This window comes from Dyella koreensis, assembly GCF_044904565.1.
Taxonomy (GTDB): Bacteria; Pseudomonadota; Gammaproteobacteria; order Xanthomonadales; family Rhodanobacteraceae; genus Dyella_D; species Dyella_D koreensis.
On the sequence record NZ_JADIKD010000008.1, the window covers coordinates 22,776 to 43,930 of the forward strand.

General features: G+C 63.9%; 25 protein-coding genes, 1 tRNA gene and 1 other RNA gene. 19 read left to right on the top strand and 8 right to left on the bottom strand.

Annotation, left to right across the window (positions count from 1 at the left end; translation table 11 throughout):
• Window positions 1–177 precede the first annotated feature (177 nt).
• From ISS97_RS05810 to ISS97_RS05875, 14 genes are all read left to right on the top strand, one after another.
• Complete coding sequence (locus ISS97_RS05810; protein ID WP_379987190.1) at window positions 178–1,329, top strand: DUF819 family protein; 1,152 nt, start codon at window positions 178–180, stop codon at window positions 1,327–1,329.
• A 26-nt stretch (window positions 1,330–1,355) separates the two neighbouring features.
• The gene (locus tag ISS97_RS05815) at window positions 1,356–2,783 is read left to right on the top strand and encodes a C40 family peptidase (RefSeq protein WP_379987189.1); all 1,428 of its coding nucleotides are present in this window, start codon (window positions 1,356–1,358) and stop codon (window positions 2,781–2,783) included.
• Window positions 2,784–2,808: 25 nt separating this feature from the next.
• On the top strand, window positions 2,809–3,906 hold the full coding sequence (locus ISS97_RS05820; protein WP_379987188.1) for a dipeptide epimerase: 1,098 nt from the start codon (window positions 2,809–2,811) through the stop codon (window positions 3,904–3,906).
• A gap of 270 nt (window positions 3,907–4,176) precedes the next feature.
• On the top strand, window positions 4,177–5,022 hold the full coding sequence (locus ISS97_RS05825) for a MurR/RpiR family transcriptional regulator (RefSeq protein WP_379987187.1): 846 nt from the start codon (window positions 4,177–4,179) through the stop codon (window positions 5,020–5,022).
• 75 nt (window positions 5,023–5,097) lie between these two features.
• Window positions 5,098–5,829 (top strand): L,D-transpeptidase family protein, encoded by a 732-nt coding sequence (locus ISS97_RS05830; RefSeq protein ID WP_379987186.1) that lies wholly within the window; start codon window positions 5,098–5,100, stop codon window positions 5,827–5,829.
• Entirely contained in the window at window positions 5,826–7,061 is a 1,236-nt protein-coding gene (locus ISS97_RS05835; RefSeq protein ID WP_379987185.1) for a dicarboxylate/amino acid:cation symporter, read from the top strand. The genes ISS97_RS05830 and ISS97_RS05835 overlap by 4 nt, the downstream gene beginning before the upstream one ends.
• A complete protein-coding gene (locus tag ISS97_RS05840; RefSeq protein ID WP_379987184.1) occupies window positions 7,058–8,182 on the top strand; it encodes an NAD(P)/FAD-dependent oxidoreductase in 1,125 nt (374 codons plus the stop codon). The genes ISS97_RS05835 and ISS97_RS05840 overlap by 4 nt, the downstream gene beginning before the upstream one ends.
• A gap of 85 nt (window positions 8,183–8,267) precedes the next feature.
• Entirely contained in the window at window positions 8,268–8,447 is a 180-nt protein-coding gene (locus ISS97_RS05845) for a type II toxin-antitoxin system HicA family toxin (RefSeq protein WP_379987183.1), read from the top strand.
• Between the two features lie 24 nt (window positions 8,448–8,471).
• A complete protein-coding gene (locus ISS97_RS05850) occupies window positions 8,472–8,909 on the top strand; it encodes a type II toxin-antitoxin system HicB family antitoxin (RefSeq protein ID WP_379987182.1) in 438 nt (145 codons plus the stop codon).
• Between the two features lie 83 nt (window positions 8,910–8,992).
• The gene (locus ISS97_RS05855; protein WP_379987181.1) at window positions 8,993–9,589 is read left to right on the top strand and encodes an anthranilate synthase component II; all 597 of its coding nucleotides are present in this window, start codon (window positions 8,993–8,995) and stop codon (window positions 9,587–9,589) included.
• Complete coding sequence (trpD, locus tag ISS97_RS05860) at window positions 9,586–10,641, top strand: anthranilate phosphoribosyltransferase (protein WP_379987180.1); 1,056 nt, start codon at window positions 9,586–9,588, stop codon at window positions 10,639–10,641. Before ISS97_RS05855 ends, trpD begins: the two co-directional genes overlap by 4 nt.
• A gap of 104 nt (window positions 10,642–10,745) precedes the next feature.
• Window positions 10,746–11,540, top strand: coding sequence for an indole-3-glycerol phosphate synthase TrpC (gene trpC, locus ISS97_RS05865; RefSeq protein ID WP_379987179.1), 795 nt, complete (start codon window positions 10,746–10,748; stop codon window positions 11,538–11,540).
• Window positions 11,541–11,545: 5 nt separating this feature from the next.
• Window positions 11,546–12,250 carry a haloacid dehalogenase-like hydrolase gene (locus ISS97_RS05870; protein ID WP_379987178.1) on the top strand — a complete coding sequence of 235 codons (705 nt, stop codon included), beginning with the start codon at window positions 11,546–11,548 and terminating at the stop codon, window positions 12,248–12,250.
• A gap of 117 nt (window positions 12,251–12,367) precedes the next feature.
• Window positions 12,368–13,336, top strand: a complete 969-nt coding sequence (locus ISS97_RS05875) for a bifunctional helix-turn-helix transcriptional regulator/GNAT family N-acetyltransferase (protein WP_379987177.1) — start codon at window positions 12,368–12,370, stop codon at window positions 13,334–13,336.
• Window positions 13,337–13,408: 72 nt separating this feature from the next.
• Here the strand turns inward: ISS97_RS05875 and crp are convergent, their stop codons facing one another.
• A complete protein-coding gene (crp, locus tag ISS97_RS05880) occupies window positions 13,409–14,104 on the bottom strand; it encodes a cAMP-activated global transcriptional regulator CRP (protein WP_090449252.1) in 696 nt (231 codons plus the stop codon).
• Between the two features lie 281 nt (window positions 14,105–14,385).
• Here crp and speD point away from each other — a divergent pair, with 281 nt between their 5' ends.
• Window positions 14,386–15,171, top strand: a complete 786-nt coding sequence (speD, locus tag ISS97_RS05885; RefSeq protein WP_090449251.1) for an adenosylmethionine decarboxylase — start codon at window positions 14,386–14,388, stop codon at window positions 15,169–15,171.
• Between the two features lie 54 nt (window positions 15,172–15,225).
• Here the strand turns inward: speD and coq7 are convergent, their stop codons facing one another.
• Both coq7 and ISS97_RS05895 read right to left on the bottom strand, forming a co-directional pair.
• Entirely contained in the window at window positions 15,226–15,867 is a 642-nt protein-coding gene (gene coq7, locus ISS97_RS05890) for a 2-polyprenyl-3-methyl-6-methoxy-1,4-benzoquinone monooxygenase (protein ID WP_379987176.1), read from the bottom strand.
• Window positions 15,868–15,878: 11 nt separating this feature from the next.
• Complete coding sequence (locus ISS97_RS05895) at window positions 15,879–17,078, bottom strand: (Fe-S)-binding protein (RefSeq protein ID WP_379987175.1); 1,200 nt, start codon at window positions 17,076–17,078, stop codon at window positions 15,879–15,881.
• Between the two features lie 131 nt (window positions 17,079–17,209).
• On the opposite strand from ISS97_RS05895, the gene rplM reads away from it, so the two are divergent.
• The 4 genes from rplM (at window position 17,210) to ISS97_RS05915 (ending at window position 18,762) form a co-directional block, all read left to right on the top strand.
• Entirely contained in the window at window positions 17,210–17,638 is a 429-nt protein-coding gene (gene rplM / locus ISS97_RS05900) for a 50S ribosomal protein L13 (RefSeq protein WP_379987174.1), read from the top strand.
• 9 nt (window positions 17,639–17,647) lie between these two features.
• Window positions 17,648–18,040: a 30S ribosomal protein S9 gene (gene rpsI / locus ISS97_RS05905; protein ID WP_379987173.1), complete on the top strand. Its 393-nt coding sequence runs from the start codon at window positions 17,648–17,650 to the stop codon at window positions 18,038–18,040.
• A 57-nt stretch (window positions 18,041–18,097) separates the two neighbouring features.
• Window positions 18,098–18,171, top strand: a tRNA-Gln gene (locus ISS97_RS05910).
• A 303-nt stretch (window positions 18,172–18,474) separates the two neighbouring features.
• Entirely contained in the window at window positions 18,475–18,762 is a 288-nt protein-coding gene (locus ISS97_RS05915; RefSeq protein WP_090449245.1) for a hypothetical protein, read from the top strand.
• A 48-nt stretch (window positions 18,763–18,810) separates the two neighbouring features.
• On the opposite strand, the gene rpiA is transcribed toward ISS97_RS05915, so the two are convergent.
• From rpiA to ISS97_RS05940, 5 genes are all read right to left on the bottom strand, one after another.
• On the bottom strand, window positions 18,811–19,452 hold the full coding sequence (gene rpiA, locus ISS97_RS05920) for a ribose-5-phosphate isomerase RpiA (protein ID WP_379987172.1): 642 nt from the start codon (window positions 19,450–19,452) through the stop codon (window positions 18,811–18,813).
• A 28-nt stretch (window positions 19,453–19,480) separates the two neighbouring features.
• A complete protein-coding gene (locus ISS97_RS05925) occupies window positions 19,481–19,933 on the bottom strand; it encodes an EVE domain-containing protein (RefSeq protein WP_379987171.1) in 453 nt (150 codons plus the stop codon).
• Window positions 19,930–20,550 (bottom strand): 5-formyltetrahydrofolate cyclo-ligase, encoded by a 621-nt coding sequence (locus tag ISS97_RS05930; protein ID WP_379987170.1) that lies wholly within the window; start codon window positions 20,548–20,550, stop codon window positions 19,930–19,932. Before ISS97_RS05930 ends, ISS97_RS05925 begins: the two co-directional genes overlap by 4 nt.
• Window positions 20,551–20,652: 102 nt before the next feature.
• A non-coding RNA gene (gene ssrS, locus ISS97_RS05935) (6S RNA) lies at window positions 20,653–20,839 on the bottom strand.
• Between the two features lie 7 nt (window positions 20,840–20,846).
• Window positions 20,847–21,152 (bottom strand): cell division protein ZapA, encoded by a 306-nt coding sequence (locus ISS97_RS05940; protein ID WP_379987169.1) that lies wholly within the window; start codon window positions 21,150–21,152, stop codon window positions 20,847–20,849.
• Window positions 21,153–21,155 lie beyond the last annotated feature (3 nt).

Sequence of the window (21,155 nt, forward strand, 5' to 3'; positions counted from 1 at the left end):
GCGTCGTTTGGAGCGAGCCGTGATCACCGCGAAAACTCCCCGCAAGAAATCGCCGAAATCGCTGTGTAGCACGCTTGCAATCCGCGGTCAATAATTTATGCTTCAATTGAGCTTTGCAGGAATTAGCTATTCCGTGGGGACGGATCGGCGCCGGCGCAGAGCCACTGAGGGGGTGCAATGATCCAGACGGTCTGGCCTTACCTGGCAGTGATGTTGTTGGCCGCCGGGCTGTTTCCCGCGATCGAGCGGCGCTTCGGCTGGCGCATCTTCAATGTGCTGCCGCCGATCGTGCTGACCTACCTGCTGGTGACCGCCCTGGCCGTGACCGGGCTATGGCAGAACAACGCTGAGATCCAGGGCGCGCAGTCCACCCTGGTGACGCGGCTGGTGCCGGCGCTGCTGTTCCTGCTGATGATCAATTGCGATCTGCGCGCGATCTTCAAATTGGGGCCGCGCGTGCTTGGCGTGTTCGCCTGCACGTCGATCAGCCTGTTCGTGGCTTTCATCGCCACCTATCTGATGTTCCGCCGCTGGCTGCCCGGCGATGGCTGGCATCCGCTGGCCGCGCTCAGCGGAAGCTGGGTGGGCGGTACGGCCAACATGATCGCGGTGAAGCAGGCCATCGGCATGTCCGATACCCATCTCGCCATGAGTCTGCTCACCGATGCGTTGTGCTACTCGATGTGGGTGGTGGTGCTGTTTTCGGTGGCGAAGATGGCGCCGGCCTTCAACCGCTGGACGCGCGCGACGTCGAGCGGCGACCTCGATGTCGCCGAAACGCCAAGCACGGGTCCGACCACGCCGGACAGCGTGCTGTTGTGGCTGGGCATGGCGCTGCTGGTCGCGGCGGGATCGAGCCGGCTGGGCGAGCAACTGCCGACGTCGAGCATGGTGAGCGGCGCCACCTGGGCGATCCTGCTCGCCACGGCGGCGGGCCTCGTGGCCGCGCATACGCCGCTGGCACGGTTTCCGGGAGCGAGCAAAATTTCCAGCACACTGTTGATCAGTGTGGTGGCGGTGCTTGCCTCGCAAAGCAATTTCGAAGGCATTGCCTCGGCACCGGTGTACCTGATGTGCGGCGTCTGCATCATCGCTATCCACGCGGTGCTGCTGGCGATATTTGCGCGGCTGTTCCGCTTCGATCTGTACCTGTGCGGCATTTCCTCGCTGGCGCATATCGGCGGCGTGGCGGCGACGCCGGTGCTGGCCGCGACGTACTCGCGCTCGCTGGTGCCGGTGGGCATTCTGCTGGCGCTGCTGGGCTATATCCTCGGCACCGGCTATGGCCTGCTGGTGGCATCGGTGCTGTCGCGGCTGGCGCAGCCTTGAGCCTGTCTTTGTCTGGGAACCGAACGATGCGTTATCCACTTGCCGCCGCGATCGCCTTTGTCCTGCTGCTGGAGGCCGGCGCGCTGCATGCGCGCGAGGCAAACGCTACGCTGCCGGTGCCGCCCTCGGGAGTGATTGGTGTGACACAGCAGCAGCTCGATCCGGAGTTCTGGGTACGCCAGGCGTCCCAGCCGGATACCGTCGTACTGAGCGCCGACGCCATGGCGGCACAGAACGCCAGACTGCTGAAGATCGACCCCACCATGCACGACCTGCATGCCTTGCCGGCGACGCTGGGCCGGGCGCAGGTACTGGAGTGGATCAACGGCATTTCCAAACGCCCGAAGGGCGCGCTGTTCGATGTGGATGGCAAGCCGGTGCCAGTGGCCACGCTCGATGCATTAGGTGCGAATCTTGCCCTGAATCGCGTGCCCGAGCGACAGGCCACGCGCTATGGCATGGTGGTGCGCCGCGCCGATCTGCGCGCGTTTCCCACCGCGCTGCGCGTGTTCAGCAGCAAGGGCGATACCGACATCGATCGCTTCCAGGAAAGCGCGGAATTCCCCGGTACGCCGGTGGTGATCGCGCATACGAGCAACGATGGCCAATGGCTGTTCGTGGTGAGTCCGCGCTACGCGGCGTGGATGGCGCGCGAGGACGTGGCCGAAGGCACAGCGGCGCAGGTGTTCGGCTATGCCGACAAGGCGCCATATCGCGTGATTACCGGTGCCACCGAACGCACCGTATTCACCCGAGAGCAGCCTGGCGTTTCGCAGCTGCAGTTGGACATGGGCGTGCGCCTGCCGCTGGCGACGGGGCTGGCGCCGGACCAGCCGGTCAACGGTCAGTCTGGTTACACCTCGTATCCGATCGAGCTGCCGCTGCGTGCGGACGACGGCAGGCTGTCGTTTATGCCGGCCCTGCTCCAGCACAACACCGATACCGCGCCGGACTACCTGCCACTGACGCGGGCCAACATCATCCGCCAGGCCTTCAAGTTTCTGGGTGAGCGTTATGGCTGGGGCCACGCCTACGATGCGCGCGATTGCAGCGGCTTCACCTCCGACGTGTACCGCAGCATGGGCGTGCAGATGCCGCGCAACACCAGCGGGCAAGGCGTGAGCCCCGCGCTCGACCACACGCTGTTCACGGCGGCTGACGATCATGCCAAACGCGAGAGCGCCATCGACGTGCTGGAGGTAGGCGACCTGATCTACATTCCCGGCCACGTGATGATGATGATCGGCCGCATCGACGGCGAACCCTATGTGATCCACGACACCACCGGCATCAGCTACCGCGAGAGCGGCGGCGGGATGCGGCGGGTCAAGCTCAATGCCGTATCGGTGACGCCGCTGCGGCCGCTGATGTTCAACGGCACGCAGTCGTATATCGACCGCATGACCAGCATTGTGCGCATACGCCAGGCGCATGCAGAACCGCAACAACACTGACCAGACCATCAGCCAGACGGACCTCATGAAAATCACCGATATCCAGTTCGGCATGCTGCGGGTGCCACTGAAAACACCCTTCAAGACCGCGCTGCGCACGGTCGACCGGGTCGAAGACATCATCGTGATGGTGCATACCGACAGCGGCCACATCGGTTATGGCGAAGCACCGGCCACGGCGGTCATCACCGGCGATACGCACGGTTCCATCGTCGACGCCATCCGCCACTACATTTCGCCGCGCCTGATGGGGCAGGAGATTGCCAATCTCAACCGCATCACCCAACTGATCCAGGGCTCGATGGAGAAGAACTCCAGCGCCAAGGCGGCGGTGGAGATCGCCGTCTACGACCTGTGGGGCCAGCTCTACCAGGCGCCGCTGTACAAGCTGCTGGGCGGTGGCGACCCGGTGATCACCACCGACATCACCATCAGCGTGGATTACATCGACAAGATGGTGGCCGATTCGATCAGTGCGGTGGATCGCGGTTTCGAGTCACTGAAGATCAAGGTGGGCAAGGACATCGGCGTCGACATCGAACGGGTCAAGGCGATCTATGCCGCGGTGGAAGACCGTGCGCTGCTGCGCCTCGACGCCAACCAGGGCTGGACCGCAAAACAGGCGGTGTATGCGCTGCAGACGCTGGAAGATGCCGGCGTGAAGCTGGAGCTGGTCGAGCAGCCAGTGAAAGCGCGCGACCTGGAAGGCATGCGCTACGTTACCGAGCGCGTGCATACGCCGGTCATGGCTGACGAGAGCGTGTTCGGTCCGATGGAAGTGATCGAGCTGATCCGCCTGCGCGCGGCCGACATCATCAACATCAAGCTGATGAAGACCGGCGGTATTTCCAATGCCGTGCGCATCGCTGACATCGCCGGCATGCACGGCATCGAATGCATGATCGGCTGCATGCTGGAAACCAGCATCAGCGTGGCGGCGGCGGTACACCTGGCGGTGGCCAAGTCCGATGTGATCACCAAGGTGGATCTGGACGGCCCCTCGCTGTGCCAGTACAACCCGGTAGATGGCGGGGTGAACTTCAACGAATCGGAGATCTCGGTGAGCGATGCGCCGGGGCTGGGTATCCGTGAAATTCGCGGTTTGGAAAAGCTTGAGAGATGAGAGCCTGCTTATGATCTCCCCGTGGCCCGCGTTGCCGCTGAGTGGCCGCCAGGCGGTGGTGCGTGGCGCAGCGCCTGACTGGCCGTCAGGCCAAGCCGCGTGCCACCGCCTGGCGGCCACTCAGCGGCAACCCTTCGGGCCGGGTCTGTTTGCCCGCATGACGGCGTCATCACTCAGTCGTGTACGGACGTACACTCCTTCGTTCTTCCTTGGCCTGCGCGCAAACAGATCCCGGCGCGGGCTACGGGGAGATCATAAGCAGGCTCTCACATGTCTCCCTTGGTGAAAATCCGCTCCGAGCGCGACCAGATGTCGGCGGTGGAGCGGCGCATCGCCGATTTCATCCTGGAGAACGCGCAGCTGTTGCGCGACTACTCCTCGCAGCAGCTCGCCAACGCGCTGGGCATCAGTCAGTCCAGCGTGGTCAAGTTCACTCAGAAGCTGGGTTTCAAGGGTTACCCGGACCTGAAGTACTCGGTGGGCGAGGCGATCGCCCGCGCCGATAACGGCGATGCGGCGGTGGTGTCGCGGCATGTGGCCGATGACGCCGCCGCGCAGGCGGACAGCTTGTGGCGGCGCAAGTCGGAAGCGGAAGAGGCGACCCGGCTGATCAATCCACCGGAAACGTTAAGGGTGGCGCTCGACGCGCTTGCTGGCGCCGGCAAGGTCTTTGTGATTGGCGTGGGCGAAGACGATATCTATGCGCGCGGCTTTGCGTTGAAGCTGTCGATGCTGGGCATGGCCACGGTGCAGAGCTTCGACATTACGCGGATGACCGCCAGTATTTCCGCGGCGGGTGCGCGCGATGTGCTGCTGGTGTTCTCCGAGCACGGCAACCATCCGGCGTTGTGCAAGGTGGGGCGCTTCTTCCGCGAGCAGGGCGGCCGTCTGCTCACGGTGACGCGACATACGTCGAATCCGCTGCGCGCGCTGGCAAATATCGCGCTGCTGGTGTCGGCGCATGACGATCGTCCGTATATTCAATCGCTGCTGTATCAGTCCGCCCTGCAGCAGTTGCTCGATGGCATCTTCATTCAGTTGTGCGAAGGCGACGAACAGCGCCACGCGCAGTTGGTGGCCAATCTGGAACGCATGCAGTTGTTGCTCGAACCCTAGGTAATTTCTTCATATCGACAGGTCCGCATGTTCAACGCATTTTTTCGCTCCGCTCCGCGCTCGATCTTTTGCTTGATGTTGGTGGGTATCACGGCCGGCTGTGTGCAGCAGGTGCCCAAGGCTCCCGTGAACAGCACGCCCTGGCAGGATGCGCATCAGCTGGTGCTGGTGACGATTGCCGATTGGGACGCGGATCATGGTGACTTGCGCACCTATGAGCGCGGCGACGGTGCCTGGGAAGAGGTGAGCGAGGGCGTGCCAGTAAGCATTGGACGTTCCGGCGCCGCCTGGGGCGAGGGTCTGCAGCCGGCGCAAACGGGTGGACCGGTAAAGAAGGAGGGCGACGGGCGCAGTGCGGCTGGCGTTTTCCGCGTCGGCGAGGCTTTCGGTTATGCCGCGCGCTCGACCACAGCGCTGCCTTACCGCGGGCTGCAAGAGTCGGATTACTGCGTCGACGTGGACGGTTCGCCGCTCTACAACCGCATCGTCGATGCGCGCGAAGTCGGCCAGCAGGCCGTGGCCGATTCCACCGAGCCGATGCGGCGCGATCTGCATGCCGACGGCGACATGCGCTACAAGCTCGGCTTCGTGATCGAGCAGAACCCCATCGGCAAGCGCGGCGCGGGCTCCTGCATCTTCGCGCACCTGTGGCAGATGCCTATGGAAACCACGGCCGGCTGCACGGCGATGGACGAAGTGGAGATGCAGATGCTGTTGACCTGGCTGAAGCCGGAGGAAAACCCGGTCTTCATCCTGCTGCCGCAAAAGGAATACCTGCGCCTGCGCAAGGACTGGGCGCTGCCATGAACGCCACCACGCGGGTCCTGATCGGTCTGGCGGCCGGCGCGGCGCTTGGGTTGGCGCTGGATGCCTGGCATCCGGCCACCGCGCTGCGCGTGGCGGATGTGGCGCAGCCGTTTGGACGGCTATGGCTGAACGCGTTGCAGATGACCGTGGTGCCGCTGGTGTTCGCGCTGGTGATCGTCGGCGTCAACACGGCGACCGATGCGGCGGCCTCGGGCAGGGTGGCCCGGCGCTCGATCGTGGTGTTCGTGGTGTTGCTGGTGGCAGGGGCCTTGTTCGCGGCGCTTGCCGCACCGCTCTTGTTCGCACTGTTTCCGCGCAGCCCTGCGTTGACCGAGGCGCTCGGCCGAGCCGTGGCCACACCAGTGACGGCGGCTCCCATGGGCTGGGCCGACTGGTTCAACGGCATCGTGCCCAGCAACGCGATCATGGCCGCGGCGCAGAGCGCGATGCTGCCGCTGGTGGTATTCGCGCTGTTCTTCGGCTTTGCACTGACCCGCATCGAGGCGAAGCGCCGGGCGCTGATCGTGGAGTTCTTCCAGGCCGTGGCCGATGCGATGATTGTGGTGGTGCGCTGGGTGTTGTGGGTCGCGCCGCTGGGTGTGTTCGCGCTGATCCTCGCGGTATGCGCGCGGGCCGGGTTGCACATGCTGGGCGCGCTGGGCATCTACGTGCTGGTGGAATGCCTGCTTTATCTTGCGGTGACGGCGATGATGCTGCCGGTGGCGCTGGTGTGGGGTGGAGAGCGCACACGGCGTTTTATCGCCGCGCTCGTGCCGGCGCAGATCGTGGCGGCCAGTACGCAGTCGTCGCTGGCATCGATGCCGGCGATGCTCGATAGCGCGGGTGGGCGGCTGGGTTATCCCCCCCATGTCACTGCGTTGGTGCTGCCCATGGCGGTGAGCCTGTTCCGGCTTACCAGCCCGGTGCAGTACGTCACCTCGGCCTGCTTTATTGCCTGGGCTTTCGGCATGGATCTGGGCGTGGCGCAGTTGGTGGCCGGTGCACTGCTGGCGGTGGTGATCAGCCTGGGCTCGGTGGGCTTGCCGGGGCAGGTGAGTTTCATGGCCACCAATCTGCCGGTGGCGCAGGCGATGGGCGTGCCGGTGGGGCCGCTGGGTCTGATGCTGGCGGTGGACACGCTGCCGGATGCGCTCGCGACGCTGGGCAATGTCACCGCCGATCTGACCGCGACGAGTGTGGTGGCGAAACAATCGATGGCGGATGCATCGTGAGTCGGGTGACGGATATCGAAGCCATCGTGATTGGCGCCGGCATGGCTGGCGCCTCGGCGGCTTATTTCATGGCGCCGCACGCGCAGGTGTTGGTGCTGGAACGCGAAGCGCATGCGGGCGTGCACGCCACCGGGCGATCGGCGGCGCTGTTCTCCGAGACGTACGGTTCGCCGCAGGTGCGCGCACTGACGCGCGCGACGCGACCGTTTCTCGACCATCCGCCGGCTGGCTTTGCGTCACAGTCCATCCTTACGCCACGCGGTGCCGCGATCATCGGCACGGAGGCGCAGGTCGAGCGGGTGATGGCGATGCATGCGGCGATGCTGCCGTTCACGCCGGACCTCAGCCTGCGGACGGGGCGCGAGCTGCGCGAACAGGTGCCGGTACTGCGACCGGAGGCGGCGCATATCGGCCTGCTGGAACCCGGCGCGGCGGATATCGACGTCAACGAACTGCATCAGGGTTTCCTGCGCGGGCTGCGTGCGCGCGGCGGGCAGTTGCGCGTGAATGTCGAGATCGCGGCGATCGAACGCGGGCCGGGACATTGGTATGTGGATACCGGCGAGCAGGTCTATCGCACACCGCTGCTGCTCAACGCGGCCGGCGCCTGGGTGGATCAGGTGGCGATGCTGGCCGGGGTGGCGCCGCTGGGTATCGAGCCGCGGCGGCGCTCCGCCTTCCTGTTTGAGCCGCCACCGGAACTGCCGACCGCGCACTGGCCGTTCGTGATCGACGTGGACGAAAGTTTCTACTTCAAACCCGACGCCGGCCTCTTGCTCGGCTCAGCCGCCAATGCCGATCCAGTGCTTCCTCACGACGTGCAGCCGGAGGAGCTGGATATCGCCCTCGGCATCTATCGCATCGAGGAAGCGACCACGTTGAGCATCCGCCGCCCGACCCGCACCTGGGCCGGCCTGCGCTCCTTTGTCGCTGACGGCGACCTGGTCGGTGGCTTTGCCAAAGATGCGGATGGGTTCTTCTGGGTCGCCGCGCAGGGCGGCTACGGGATCCAGACCAGCGCGGCGATGGGAGAAGCTTGCGCCAGTCTGGCGCTGGGCCGGGCGCTGCCGGGGCATCTGGCCGACGCCGGGTTGTCGGCGGCGATACTGGCGCCGCGCTAAGGGGTTCGTTGCGCACAACAGAGCTGTTGTGTACAACATATTTGTTGTTATAGTGCCGGCGGCTTGGCGACGTGGCAGGGACGCCATGAAATACAGCGAGTTCATCCGGTGGCTCAAGGCACAGGGAGTGGTATTCGAGCGCCAGCGGGGGAGTCATCAGTTCGCCAGATTCAACGGGAAAACCTCGGTGGTTCCCAATCACGGCTCCAAAGAGATTGTGGAGTCGCTGCGAAAAAAGATCCTGAAAGATCTTGGCCTGAAATAAGGTTTGGCATCCGCGGAGCGAAACATGCGCTATGCAATCAAGTTGACCCTGGATGACGGTGCCTACGTCGCCTCCTGCCGTGACCTGCCGGCCTTCAATAGCGTGGGCGACTCGGTGGAGGAGGCCTTGCGCGAGTCGGTAGACGGGATCGCGCTGGTCTTGCAGTCGTATATGGATGAGCGGCAGTCGATTCCTCGCGCGACGGAAAAGAAGCGCGGGGAGCACTACGTCAGCCTGCCGGCGCTCGATGTGGCCAAGATCGGCCTGTACGAGGCGATGCGGGCGAAGGGTCTGCGCAAGTCTGGCCTGGCCCGGTTACTCGGAGTGCATGGGCCGCAGGTGGACCGCCTGTTGAGCCTTACCCACAAATCGAAGCTGGAACAGGTCGAGGAGGCGCTGGCCAGGCTCGGCTACCGGGTGAATGTCTCTGTCGAGCCTGATACCGGGCGGCGGGCGGCCTAGTCGGATACAGCCATCCAAATGAGTGGCTACAATGCGACTCTCCTCTTGATCCACCCCAGACGAATTGAGCGATTGGCGCGCCTATGTTGCTGATGATCGACAACTACGACAGCTTCACCTTCAACCTCGTGCAGTATCTGGGCGAGTTGGGACAGGAGGTGAAGGTGGTGCGCAACGATGCGCTGGACGTGGCCGGCATCCGTGCGCTGCGGCCGTCGCACATCATGATTTCGCCAGGGCCGGGTACGCCGGACGATGCGGGTGTGTCGCTGGATGTGCTGCGCGAGCTGGCGGGCGAGATTCCGGTGTTCGGTGTGTGCCTGGGCCATCAGGCGATCGGGCAGGCGTTCGGCGGCAAGGTGATCCGCGCCAAGCAGATCATGCATGGCAAGACGTCTCCGGTGCGCCATCGCGGCCAGGGCGTGTTCGCCGGGTTGCCGAATCCGTTCGAGGCGACGCGCTACCACTCGCTGGTGGTGGAGCAGTCTTCGCTGCCGGATTGCCTTGAAGTGACGGCGTGGACCGAGAACGCCGACGGCTCCATTGACGAGATCATGGGGTTGCGCCACAAGACGCTGGCGGTGGAGGGCGTGCAGTTCCATCCGGAGTCGATCCTGACCCAGCACGGCCATGATTTGCTGCGCAACTTCCTCGGCCTGCCGCTGATGCTGGCTGCATGAACGGACAGGGGCGCAGTATCACCATCACCCCGCAGGAAGCGCTGCAACGGACCATCGAGCATCGCGAGATCTTCCACGACGAGATGATCGAGCTGATGCGGCAGATCATGCGCGGCGAAGTGAGCCCGCTGATGACGGCGGCGATCATCACCGGCCTGCGCGTGAAGAAAGAAACCATTGGCGAGATCACCGGCGCGGCGCGCGTGATGCGCGAGCTGGCCTCCAAGGTGGATGCGCCACCGCACGATCATTTCTTGGACATCGTCGGTACCGGTGGTGACGGGGCTTCCAGTTTCAATATTTCGACCGCATCGATGTTTGTCGCGGCGGCGGCGGGTGCGCGGATCGCCAAGCATGGCGGGCGCAGCGTGTCGTCCAAATCGGGCAGCGCGGATGTGCTGGAGGCGCTGGGTGCGTCGATCGATCTGCCGTCGGCCAAGGTGGCGCAATGCATGGCCGAGACCGATATCGGCTTTATGTTTGCGCCCAATCACCATCCGGCGATGAAGGTGGTGGCGCCGGTGCGCAAGGAAATGGGTGTGCGCACCCTGTTCAATATCCTCGGGCCGCTGACCAATCCGGCTGGCGCGCCCAACATCCTGATGGGCGTGTTCCATCCCGACCTGGTGGGCATTCAGGTGCGCGTTCTGCAGCAGCTGGGCGCGAAGCATGCGCTGGTGGTGTGGGGACGCGACGGCATGGATGAGATCTCGCTGGGCGCGGCGACCCTGGTCGGCGAGCTGCGCGACGGCGAAGTGCGTGAATACGAGGTGGAGCCGGAGGATTTCGGCTTGGCGATGGCATCCAGCCGCAATCTGCGGGTGGAGAACGCGGCGGAATCGCGCGCGATGCTGCTGGATGCGCTGGAAGGGCGCCGCGGCGTGCCGCACGACATCGTTTGCCTCAACGCGGGCGCGGCGCTCTATGCGGCCGACGTGGCCGGTTCCATCGACGATGGTATCGAACTGGCGCGCGTCACCATTGCCAGCGGCGCGGCTCGTGCAAAAATGGACGCATTCGTGGCGACTACCCAGCGCCTCGCTCAGGCATAGACCGAAGGCAGTAGGCGCGCACGCTGTGCGCGATACGCCAACGGAGTGGCTACGCTGTAACCTTGTTCGCGCACAAGGTGCGCTCCTACCGAACACAGACCATCATGACTGACATCCTGCAACGCATCCTGACGCGGAAGACGGAAGAAATCGCCGAACGCAGCGCCAGGCTGCCGCTGGCCGAGCTCACGGCGCGCGCCGCCGACGCGCCCGAGACGCGCGGCTTTGCCGCCGCCATCGAGGCGAAGATCGATGCTGGCCTGTCGGCGGTGATTGCCGAGGTGAAGAAGGCCAGTCCGAGCAAGGGTGTGATCCGTCCGGATTTCGATCCGGCGGCGATCGCGCGCAGCTACGAAAAGGGCGGGGCGGCCTGTCTCTCGGTGCTGACGGACAAGGATTTCTTTCAGGGCAGCGAAGATTTTCTGCGTCAGGCGCGCAATGCCTGCTCCTTGCCGGTGCTGCGCAAGGATTTCGTGATCGATCCGTATCAGGTGTATGAGGCGCGCGCGATCGGCGCGGACTGCATCCTGCTGATTGTCGCGGCGCTGGGCGATGCCGCCCTGCTGGAGCTGTCGCTGCTGGCGGCCGATCTGGACCTGGACGTGCTGTGCGAAGTGCATGACGCCGAGGAACTGGAGCGCGCGCTGGCCCTGCCGGTGCCGCTGATCGGTGTGAACAACCGCAACCTGCGTACCTTCGAAACCAATCTGGATACCTCGATCGAATTGCAGGCGCTGATGGAGTATGACCGCATTCTGGTCAGCGAATCGGGCATCCACAGCCCCGATGACGTGGAGCGCCTGCGTGATGCGGGCATCAACGCATTCCTGGTGGGCGAGGCTTTCATGCGTGCCGAGGATCCCGGCAGCGAACTGAAGAAGTTGTTCGCTACGCGCTGACGTTCATGGTGACAGGGGATAAGGTGGAGATGGAGCCGGAAACGGTGGAGGCGGCTGTGTGTGCGCCGCGAACCGTGTTGTTCGATTTCGATGGTGTGCTGTTTCGCGGCGATGCGTTCAGTGTGTTCATGCGCGAGCGTTTTCGCGGCTCGCTGCTGCGTCGCCTGCTGTTGCTGCCGATGCTGCCGTGGATGCTGCTGACGTGGCCGATTTCGTGGCGTATCCCCGTCCGCACGGCGGTGCATGTCGGCCTGCTTGGACTGAGTGAGCGCCGCTATAGCCAGGCGGCGACCGATTTCGCCACGTCGCTGGTGCGCCGGCCGGGCCAGTTCTTCCGCGACGGGCTGAGCACGCTGCGTCGGCATCAGGCGGAGGGCGATCGGGTGATTGTGGTCACCGGCTGTGAGCAGACCGTAGTGAAGACGATCCTTGGGCAGTTGGGTCTGGACAGGCTGGAAGTGCTCGCCTCGGAGTTCAAGCCGGGGATGCTGGGCATGCGCGTCAAGTTCCATAACGTGGGGCGGCGCAAGCTGGTGAAGCTCAAGGCTGCCGGCGTGACCGAGTGGCAACTGGCCTATAGCGACTCGCTGCAGGACATCCCGATGCTGAAGCCGGCTGCCGAGGCGGTGCTGGTCAACGGCACGCCCAAGGTGTGCAAGCGGCTGGAGAAGGCGCTGGGGCGAAGCGTGACGCGCGTCGACTGGTTCTGACCGATCCGTCTGGGCGGGGGTTGTATGCATGAGTGGCCGGGCTTGCCCCGGCCACTTGTTTTTCTGGTCTCCGACTAATTATGTTAGTGCTTACATAATTTTCTGAGGATCGTCCCCATGTACCTCGCTTCGCTGGCCGAGCTGGCGCTCGGCAGCCGCCTCAAGGCACTCAGCGATCATTTCTATGGCGCGGCCGACGAGGTCTACCGTGCCTGTGGCGCGCAGATCGAATCGCGCTGGTTTCCGGTGCTGCGCTATCTGTGGGAGAACGGGCCGAGCACAGTGGGCGACGTCGCCGCTGCGATCGGCCAGACCCATTCGGCCGTCAGCCAGCTCGCCGACCGGCTGGCGCGAGCCGGGATGATCCGCCGCAAGCGCGATCCGGCCGATGGCCGTCGCAGCGTGCTCACCCTGGCCGCCAAGGGCACGGATTCGCTGTCGCAACTTGGCCTGATTTGGTGCTCGATCCGGCGCGGCGCTGTGGCGGCGCTGGGCGATGATGGCGAGCGTTTGCTGGTGGCGATGGCGGCTTGCGAGAAGGCGCTGCAGGAGCGGCCCATCGTCGAGGCGATTTTGGCTGAGCATGCTGCCTTGCGTGCCGCGCCGCTGGAGATCGTGCCTTACGAGCCGGCGCTGGCCGAGGACTTTTATCGCCTCAACGCGCAATGGCTGCAGAAATACTTCCGGCTGGAAGAGATCGACAAGCAGATGCTGCGCGATCCCGAGCGCTACGTACTTGGCCCGGGCGGCGCGCTGTTGTTCGCGCGGCTGGGCGGGGAAGTTATCGGCACCTGCGCGCTGTTGCAGGAGTCGCCGGGCGTTTATGAGCTTTCCAAGATGTGCGTGGACGAAAGCTTTCGCGGGCTTGGTGCCGGCCGCAAACTGCTGGATGCCGCCGTCGCCGAATTCCACCAGCGCGGTGGCAAGGAGTTGTTCCTGGAATCCAACAGCCGCCTGAGGACGGCGCTGCGCATGTACGAACAGGCGGGCTTTGTGCTTCAGCCGGGGACGTGGTCCGGCTCGCATTACGAGCGGGCGGACGTCTACATGATCTACGAGGCGCCGAAGAAAATGCGCAAGCGCTGAATCCGCTCCCCTGAAAGCAAACATCCCGGCTTGCGCCGGGATGTTTGGGGGAGGCGAGATGATGGCGTTGCCTCAGCGGGTGCCGCGCACCACGATGGTCTTGCCGGCCACGTCGATCATGCCCTGCTCTTCCAGCTGCTTGAGCACACGACCCACCATTTCGCGGGAGCAGCCGACGATGCGGCTCACTTCCTGGCGCGAGATGCGGATCTGGGTGCCTTCCGGGTGGCTCATGGCGTCCGGCTCCTGGCACAGGTCCAGCAGGGTGCGGGAGATGCGGTTGGTGACGTCCATGAACGCCATGCGGCTGACCTGGCGCGAGGTGCGCAGCAGGCGATGAGTCAGCTGCGAGCCGATGGCGAACAGGATCTTGGGGCATTCCTCGCGCAGAGGGCCTTCCATCAGATGGAACAGGCGCTCGTAGCTGATTTCGGCCATTTCGCAGGGGGTGCGGGTGCGCACCATGGATTCGCGCTGCGCCTGTTCGACGAACAGGCCCATTTCGCCGATGAACTGGCCGCGGCTCAGGTAGGCCAGGATCAGTTCGCGGCCCTGCTCGTCCTCGGTGCAGACCGCGAGTGAGCCGTCGACGATGTAATACAAGGTGTTGGCCGGATCGCCGGGACGGATGATGGCCGTCTTGCCCGGATAGCGACGGCGGTGGCAAAGGGCGAGAAAGCGCTCCATTGACGCGGGGTCGGGAGCGAAATTGGCGGGTGCCTGGGAGCGTTCAAAAGCTTGTTGGAGTTGGTATTTGAGTTGCGCCACGGTCTGTCCCAGCTAAGTAGGGTCGGGCCCTCCGCAAAGGCGGAAGGCTGGCAGGTCTTAAAGCAGTCCCCGCGGCATTATGGCAAACAAGTCCGGCCTGCCAAGGTTCAGTTTTTCCAAATTTTGCCGCATACTTCACGATCTTTCGGTTGCGACCCCCTGTCGCACGCCGGTCACAAGGGTCGCGGAAGCTTGATGCTTTCGCGTCGTATTATCCAGCGGGGACCCTTGTCGCTAACCCGCCTCTACTGCTGGCCGAGCAACGGCCATGGAGAGTCGCTGTGGTGAAACCACTCCCGCGCCTGCGTCTGCAAGGCTTCAACAACCTGACCAAGGCCCTGAGCTTCAATATCTACGATATCTGCTATGCGGTGTCGGAAGAGCAGCGCCAGCGCTATATCGAATACATCGATGAGCAGTATGACGCCGATCGCCTCACCCAGATCCTGACGGATGTGGCGGAGATCATCGGCGCCAACATCCTCAACATTGCGCGTCAGGACTACGATCCGCAAGGTGCATCGGTCACGATCCTCATTTCCGAGGAGCCGGTGATCGAAAAGCTCGGCCGCGACACCATCTCCGGTGCCGTGGTGGCGCACATGGACAAGAGCCACATCACCGTCCATACGTATCCGGAAACGCATCCGCACAACGGCATCGCGACCTTCCGCGCGGACATCGACGTGGCCACCTGCGGCGTGATCTCGCCGCTGAAGGCCCTGAACTACCTGATCGACAGCTTCGAGTCGGACATCGTGGTTACCGATTACCGCGTGCGCGGCTTCACCCGCGACGTGAAGGGCAAGAAGCACTTCATCGACCACAAGATCAACTCGGTGCAGGACTACCTGGCCAAGCACATCCGCCAGAAGTACGAGATGTTCGACGTCAACGTGTACCAGGAAAACATGTTCCACACGAAGATGCACATCAAGGACTTCGACCTTGATACGTACCTGTTCGAGGCGCATGCGGACGATCTCTCGTTCAAGGAACGCCAGCGCATCGAATCGCTGTTGCGCCGCGAGATCGAAGAGCTCTTCCACGGACGCAACCTGATGTAATGAAAAACCCGCCGAAAGGCGGGTTTTTTTATGGGCACACGGATTTGCGTCGCGTCAGATGCGATAGGCGACGGTCTTCATCACCAGCGAGCTCACATGCATCAGCGAGGGAATCGGGAACGGCAGATCGATGCCGCCGCGCTCCTTCGCGTTCTCGGCGTGGCGCACTTCGTCGGCCTGCATCTGCGCCAGCACGGCGCGCGAGCGATCGTCCTGCGGCGGCAGGCGATCCAGATGTTCTTCCAGGTGCGCTTCTACCTGGCGTTCGGTTTCCACCACGAAGCCAAGGCTGACCGGATCGCCCGCGAGTGCGGCCAGCGCACCGATGGCGTAGCTGCCGGCGTACCACAGCGGGTTGAGCAGGCTGGGGCGGCTGTCCAGTTCCTTCAGGCGTTCGGCGCACCAGGCGAGGTGATCGGTTTCCTCGGCCGCGGCGTGCTGCAGGTGTTCGCGGTTTTCTTCGCTGCGCGCCAGGGCGGCCTGGCCGTCGTACAGCGCCTGCGCGCATACCTCGCCGGTATGGTTGATGCGCATCAGGCCGGCGGCGTGGCGGCGTTCGGTGTCATCCATCTCGGCTTCGTCGACATCGGCAGCTGGCGAGGGGCGAGCCGCTTCGGGGTTGCCGGCCACCGTTTCCAGGGCGCGCTCCAGGCCGATCAGCAGGCGATCGAGGGGCGAAAGGATGCGGGCGTTCATGGCGGCCTCCATCAGGTTTCCAGTTGCCGGGCGAGCAGGACCAGTGGGTGTTGGTGCGGCCAGCTTCGGCCCGCATCGTCCATGCCGGCGGCGAGATGCAGCCGGCAACCGATATTGGACGACAACAGACGTTGCGGCGCCAAGGTGGCGGCCTGCCGCAGGGTCTCGTTGCGCAGGCGGGCGGCGCGCTCGGGGAATTCCAGCATGTGGGTGCCGGCGGCGCCGCAACAGTGGGGCGGGCGCGGTAGTGTTTTTGCGTCGAGTCCGGGAATGCGTTGCAGCAGTTTCAGTAGTGAGGCGTCGCTGCGTGCCACATTGCTCTGTGTGCAGGGCAAGTGCACGGCGATACGTTCCTGCAGGGGGCGGAATGACAGGCGATCGACGCGGATGGCGAGCAGGGTGACCGGGTCGATGACATCTACATCAGGAAGCGCGCGGCGCAGGGTGCCGATGCATCCGGGTGTGATGGATACGAGGTGATCTGCGCCGGCTTTCTTCCAGGTGGCGCGTACCTGCTGGGTCGCCTGTTCTGCGCGGTCGGCGTCTCCTCCGTGTAGATCCATGGCGCCACAGCAGAAGGCCGGCAGCTCGGTCACCCGGTAGCCGGCCGCGCGCAATAGAGTGATGGCGGCCTGCTGTGCCTCGGCATCTTCGACGCTGGCAATGCAGCCGGGAAAGAGGGCTATTGTCTCGCCGGCCGTTGGATTAGTAAGCGGAGATGGCTGCGTGTTCGGAAGGGGCTGCCTGGGCCAGATTGCCAGGGCGGTGCGCATCGGGGAGTTCGATGGCAGAAGGCTTTGTAGCAGTGGCTTCCAGCGGGTAAAGCCGGTCCATCCGGCGATCCGCCGCAGGCGTCGCCAGCGGGCGGGCTGGCGAATCAGCGCAAGTTCGCGTTCCGGCCGCGTGGGCGACGGCCCCAGCATGGCCCGTGTTTCCACCAGCAGCTCGCCATATTGCACGTTGGCCGGGCACACCTTTTCGCAATTCAGACAGCCCAGGCAGTGATCCATATGTTCGCGTAGCGCCGGGGTGGCGGAGGCTTGCCCGCGGGCAAGCGCAGCAGCGATAGCGATGCGACCCCGCGGCGATTCCGCCTCATTCCGGTCCAGCGCATAGGTAGGGCACACCGGTAGGCACAGACCACACTGCACGCACTGGTCGGCCAGTGCCGCGATCCGTATGGGGGGCTTTTCATCGAGCATGCCGATCATGCTATCATCGCCAGCTCGCAGCCCGCCGGTCGGTGGGCTTGCGCGATAGATGAAAGCTCCGCTATCATCTCGCGCCTTTGCTCCACCGATTATGCCAACCGCCACTTTGGCGGCAGACTAGGTATTCCGAAATGAAAACGTTCAGCGCCAAGCCGGAAAGCGTCAAGCGCGACTGGTTCGTGATCGACGCCACGGACAAGACGCTCGGTCGTCTTTCGACCGAGATCGCCCGCCGTCTGCGCGGCAAGCACAAGCCGGAGTTCACCCCGCACGTCGACACCGGCGATTACATCGTCGTGGTCAACGCCGAGAAGGTGGCCGTCACGGGTGCCAAGCTGGACGACAAGATGTACCACCGTTTCACCGGCTACGTCGGCAACCTGAAGACCACCAGTCTGAAGGATCTGCTGGCTACCCACCCGGAGCGCGTGATCGAGATCGCCGTGAAGGGCATGCTGCCGAAGAACCCGCTGGGCCGCGCCATGTACCGCAAGCTCAAGGTCTATGGTGGCTCCGAGCATCCGCATACCGCACAGCAGCCGCAGGCGCTGGAACTCTAAGGAATCATCATGGCGATCCAGCAGAACTACGGCACCGGCCGCCGCAAGACCTCCGCCGCTCGCGTCTTCCTGCGCAAGGGCAAGGGCGACATCACCGTCAACGGCAAGACCCTCGACCAGTTCTTCGGTCGTGAGACGTCGCGCATGATCGTGCGTCAGCCGCTTGAGCTGATCGAAGCGACCGACAAGTTTGACATCAACGTGACGGTCGCCGGTGGCGGCATTACCGGCCAGGCCGGTGCGATCCGCCTCGGTATCGCCCGCGCGCTGATCGAGTACGACGAAAGCCTGAAGTCGCAGCTCCGCAAGGCTGGCTTCGTGACCCGCGACGCCCGTGAAGTCGAGCGTAAGAAGGTCGGTCTGCACAAGGCACGTCGCGCTACCCAGTTCTCGAAGCGCTAATCATCGCGCTTCGACAGTCCGGCGCCCCAGGTCAGAGCGCGCCGTACTGCGAGTTATTGGGAGATCGTCTAACGGTAGGACAACGGACTCTGACTCCGTTTATCTAGGTTCGAATCCTAGTCTCCCAGCCAAAACAAAAAACCCGCCCTTGTGGCGGTTTTTTTGTTTTGGACTGTGGATACAGGAGTCGGACCACGTTCGACAAATTTGTCTGGAACAAATTTGGACAGCGCGTAAGCGCTGGCCCCCGCGACGCGGGGGTTTGCCCCATGGATGGGGCAAACAATCCTAGTCCCGCACGCCAAGAAGGCCTCCCTCAAGATTAAGGGGGCGTCAGGCTGAGGTTCTCGCCCCCTCATCACATGTAATGCGCATCGCCCCGGAGTAATGTTCCCGTTTGCCGCTCGCGCATGGTGCGCGACAAGGAGGCAAACATGGCTACGCGAAAGAGGGTGGTTCCGAACCAGGCCCTGACGCTTGAGGGCCTGATCGAGAAGTACGGCATTGCTGCCCTGGGGGCGCTACGCAATCCGGCATTGTGGGATGTGATCGTCCCGATGGGGCCGGGCAAGAACGGGGTGCTCTCGGCGGCGGCGAAGAAGCAGCTGCAAGGCGAGTTGAACGCTGTCTATGGTGTTCTGCTTAACAACGCCAAGGCAGGCGATGCCATTTCGGGGGCTTTCGCTGCTCAGGTGGCGATGAGCAAGGCGGTCATCCACTGATGCCGCGCGGGTCGCGTCCGCGCATATGGCGGACGCGACCTTACGGCATCACATCTCGCGATCGCCGATCAGCACCACATCCGCCGCGCGCTGCGCGAACAAGCCAACCGTCACGATACCCGGGATCTGATTGAGATCCTTCTCCAGCGCTACGGGATCGGCGATCTGCCAGCCGTGCACGTCAATGATCCAGTTGCCATTGTCAGTGACCACGCCATCGCGCCACACCGGATTGCCGCCGCGCTTGACGATTTCGCGGCCGACCAGGCTGCGCGCCATCGGGATCACTTCGATCGGCAACGGAAACTTGCCGAGCAGGTCCACAAGCTTGCTCGAATCGATGATGCACACGAACTTGTCGCTCGCCGCGGCCACGATCTTTTCGCGTGTCAGTGCCGCGCCACCACCCTTGATCAGGCGCTTGTGCGGATCGCACTCATCGGCGCCGTCCACGTAGAGCGACAGTGGGCCTGTGGCATTGAGGTCCAGTACCGGGATGCCGAGTTTCTTCAGCTGAGCGGTGGACTGCTCGGAGCTGGAAACGGCACCCTGGATGCGATCTTTCAGATCGGCCAGTGCGTCGATGAAGAACGCCACGGTGGAACCGGTGCCGACGCCGACAATGGCGCCGTCTTCAACATAGCGGATGGCGGCTTCACCAGCCTGGCGTTTCTCGTTTGCGTTGCTCATGGTGCGGATTCCAGAAATCAGGGAAAGATCATTCGAGCGTGAGGATGTGTCGCCATTCCGCGGCACCGACAGGCATTACCGAAAGGCGATTGCCCTTGCGCACCAGCGGCATCTCGACCAGCGCAGGATCGCCCTGCAGCTCCTTCAGCGAGATGGTGCGCTTGAGCTTCTTCACGAACTTCACCTCCACCAGCATCCAGCGCGGGTTGTCGCGCGAGCTGGCGGGGTCGAAGTACTTGCTCTTGGGGTCGAACTGGCTGGGGTCGGGGTAGGCGTCGGTAGCTACCTGGGCGACGCCGACAATGCCGGGCTCGGCACAGTTGGAGTGATAGAAAAACACCTTGTCGCCGACGCGCATGCCGTCGCGCATGAAATTGCGCGCCTGATAGTTGCGTACGCCGTCCCAGGCTTCCTGCCCTTTGCGCTTGAGGTCGTCGATGGAAAAGGCGTCCGGCTCGGACTTCATCAGCCAATGATTCATGCGTGTGCTTCTCCGTCCTCGCCGTTGGCGTGGCAGTCGATCAATTCCTGGTCGGTGGCGATGAAGTCCAGCGGCACATCCCAGCGTTCGGCCTCGATCTCCGGCAACTCCTGAAAGGCGTAGCCGATGCCGACCAGAAGCGGTTCGGTGGGGCGTACCTGGTCTTTCAGAAAGGCGAAGCTGCGGTCGTAGTAGCCGCCGCCGTAACCAAGGCGATGGCCGCGACGGTCGAAGGCCATCAGTGGCACGAGCACCAGGTCGAGCTGGAACGGCTCAAGCAGCTCTTTCGGCGATACCGGCTCGGGGATGCCAAAGCGGTTCGGTTGCACGTCTTCGCCGGACTGCCAGGGAGCAAAACGCAGATGCGTGCCTGGGCCGATCACCGGCAGCAGAAACTGCTGGCCGCGTGTCGCCAGCGGCGGAATCACCAGGTTCAAAGGCAGTTCGCCATTGCTGGCCCAGTAGCCGGCAACGCGTAGATCGGTGAAGTATTCGGGGAGTTGCTCCAGGCTGCGCCGCAGCCCTTGGGCGGCGGCAATGCGCTGGGGCGGCGTGAGTGAGCGCCGGCGTTCGGCCAGCTGCTGGCGCAGTTCGCGGCGCTGGGCGGTGGCGTCCACGGTGACGCGTCTCCTCAAGAGAACGCCCGCAGCGGCTGCTGCGGGCGGTTCCGCGGGCCCGGCCGATGTCGGAACAAACTCGGCCGTAGCGGTAAAGGGGTGGCGTCAACCGCGATGCCGCTGCCCACCAAACGACCTTGATCCACGATGGATCAGGTGGGAGGGCCACATGGTCTCAAGGCTTTCCGCACGCAGCGGACATGCACAACAACCGATGAAAAGCCGACCCGGGGCCGTATTTAGGAACAAGGCAAATGTAAGAGTGTGCTGGCGCACACCGCAGTAAACGCCGAGGGCTATTTTAGAGGTGCGTCGAGCGCGGCAGCAAGCTTATGTCGCAATGCGGCCAGGCTGTCGCTAACGCTCTGGTCATGACCACTGTGCTGCTTGCGCAGTGCCAGGAACTCATGCGTGATGCTGATGGCCGCCAGCACGGCCAGGCGGTCGAAGCCCGGCGTCTTCGCGTTGGCACGAAGTTCGCGCATCTTGCGATCCAGGTAGGCCGCCGATTCCAGCAAGCCCTCGCGTTCTTCCGGCGCGCAGGCGATGAGGAATTCGCGGTCGATCAGTCGCAGGGCGACCGGTTCACTGGGAGTGCTCATCGG

Coding starts and splice junctions, on each gene's coding strand:
- ISS97_RS05915 (WP_090449245.1), top strand. CDS start 18,475: ATGGCTACGCGAAAGAGGGTGGTTCCGAACCAGGCCCTGACGCTTGAG.
- trpD (WP_379987180.1), top strand. CDS start 9,586: ATGAACGGACAGGGGCGCAGTATCACCATCACCCCGCAGGAAGCGCTG.
- ISS97_RS05810 (WP_379987190.1), top strand. CDS start 178: ATGATCCAGACGGTCTGGCCTTACCTGGCAGTGATGTTGTTGGCCGCC.
- rplM (WP_379987174.1), top strand. CDS start 17,210: ATGAAAACGTTCAGCGCCAAGCCGGAAAGCGTCAAGCGCGACTGGTTC.
- ISS97_RS05825 (WP_379987187.1), top strand. CDS start 4,177: ATGTCTCCCTTGGTGAAAATCCGCTCCGAGCGCGACCAGATGTCGGCG.
- coq7 (WP_379987176.1), bottom strand. CDS start 15,867: ATGAACGCCCGCATCCTTTCGCCCCTCGATCGCCTGCTGATCGGCCTG.
- trpC (WP_379987179.1), top strand. CDS start 10,746: ATGACTGACATCCTGCAACGCATCCTGACGCGGAAGACGGAAGAAATC.
- ISS97_RS05925 (WP_379987171.1), bottom strand. CDS start 19,933: ATGAATCATTGGCTGATGAAGTCCGAGCCGGACGCCTTTTCCATCGAC.
- ISS97_RS05820 (WP_379987188.1), top strand. CDS start 2,809: ATGAAAATCACCGATATCCAGTTCGGCATGCTGCGGGTGCCACTGAAA.
- ISS97_RS05835 (WP_379987185.1), top strand. CDS start 5,826: ATGAACGCCACCACGCGGGTCCTGATCGGTCTGGCGGCCGGCGCGGCG.
- rpsI (WP_379987173.1), top strand. CDS start 17,648: ATGGCGATCCAGCAGAACTACGGCACCGGCCGCCGCAAGACCTCCGCC.
- ISS97_RS05940 (WP_379987169.1), bottom strand. CDS start 21,152: ATGAGCACTCCCAGTGAACCGGTCGCCCTGCGACTGATCGACCGCGAA.
- ISS97_RS05855 (WP_379987181.1), top strand. CDS start 8,993: ATGTTGCTGATGATCGACAACTACGACAGCTTCACCTTCAACCTCGTG.
- ISS97_RS05850 (WP_379987182.1), top strand. CDS start 8,472: ATGCGCTATGCAATCAAGTTGACCCTGGATGACGGTGCCTACGTCGCC.
- ISS97_RS05830 (WP_379987186.1), top strand. CDS start 5,098: ATGTTGGTGGGTATCACGGCCGGCTGTGTGCAGCAGGTGCCCAAGGCT.
- ISS97_RS05875 (WP_379987177.1), top strand. CDS start 12,368: ATGTACCTCGCTTCGCTGGCCGAGCTGGCGCTCGGCAGCCGCCTCAAG.
- ISS97_RS05870 (WP_379987178.1), top strand. CDS start 11,546: ATGGTGACAGGGGATAAGGTGGAGATGGAGCCGGAAACGGTGGAGGCG.
- ISS97_RS05815 (WP_379987189.1), top strand. CDS start 1,356: ATGCGTTATCCACTTGCCGCCGCGATCGCCTTTGTCCTGCTGCTGGAG.
- ISS97_RS05895 (WP_379987175.1), bottom strand. CDS start 17,078: ATGATCGGCATGCTCGATGAAAAGCCCCCCATACGGATCGCGGCACTG.
- rpiA (WP_379987172.1), bottom strand. CDS start 19,452: ATGAGCAACGCAAACGAGAAACGCCAGGCTGGTGAAGCCGCCATCCGC.
- ISS97_RS05845 (WP_379987183.1), top strand. CDS start 8,268: ATGAAATACAGCGAGTTCATCCGGTGGCTCAAGGCACAGGGAGTGGTA.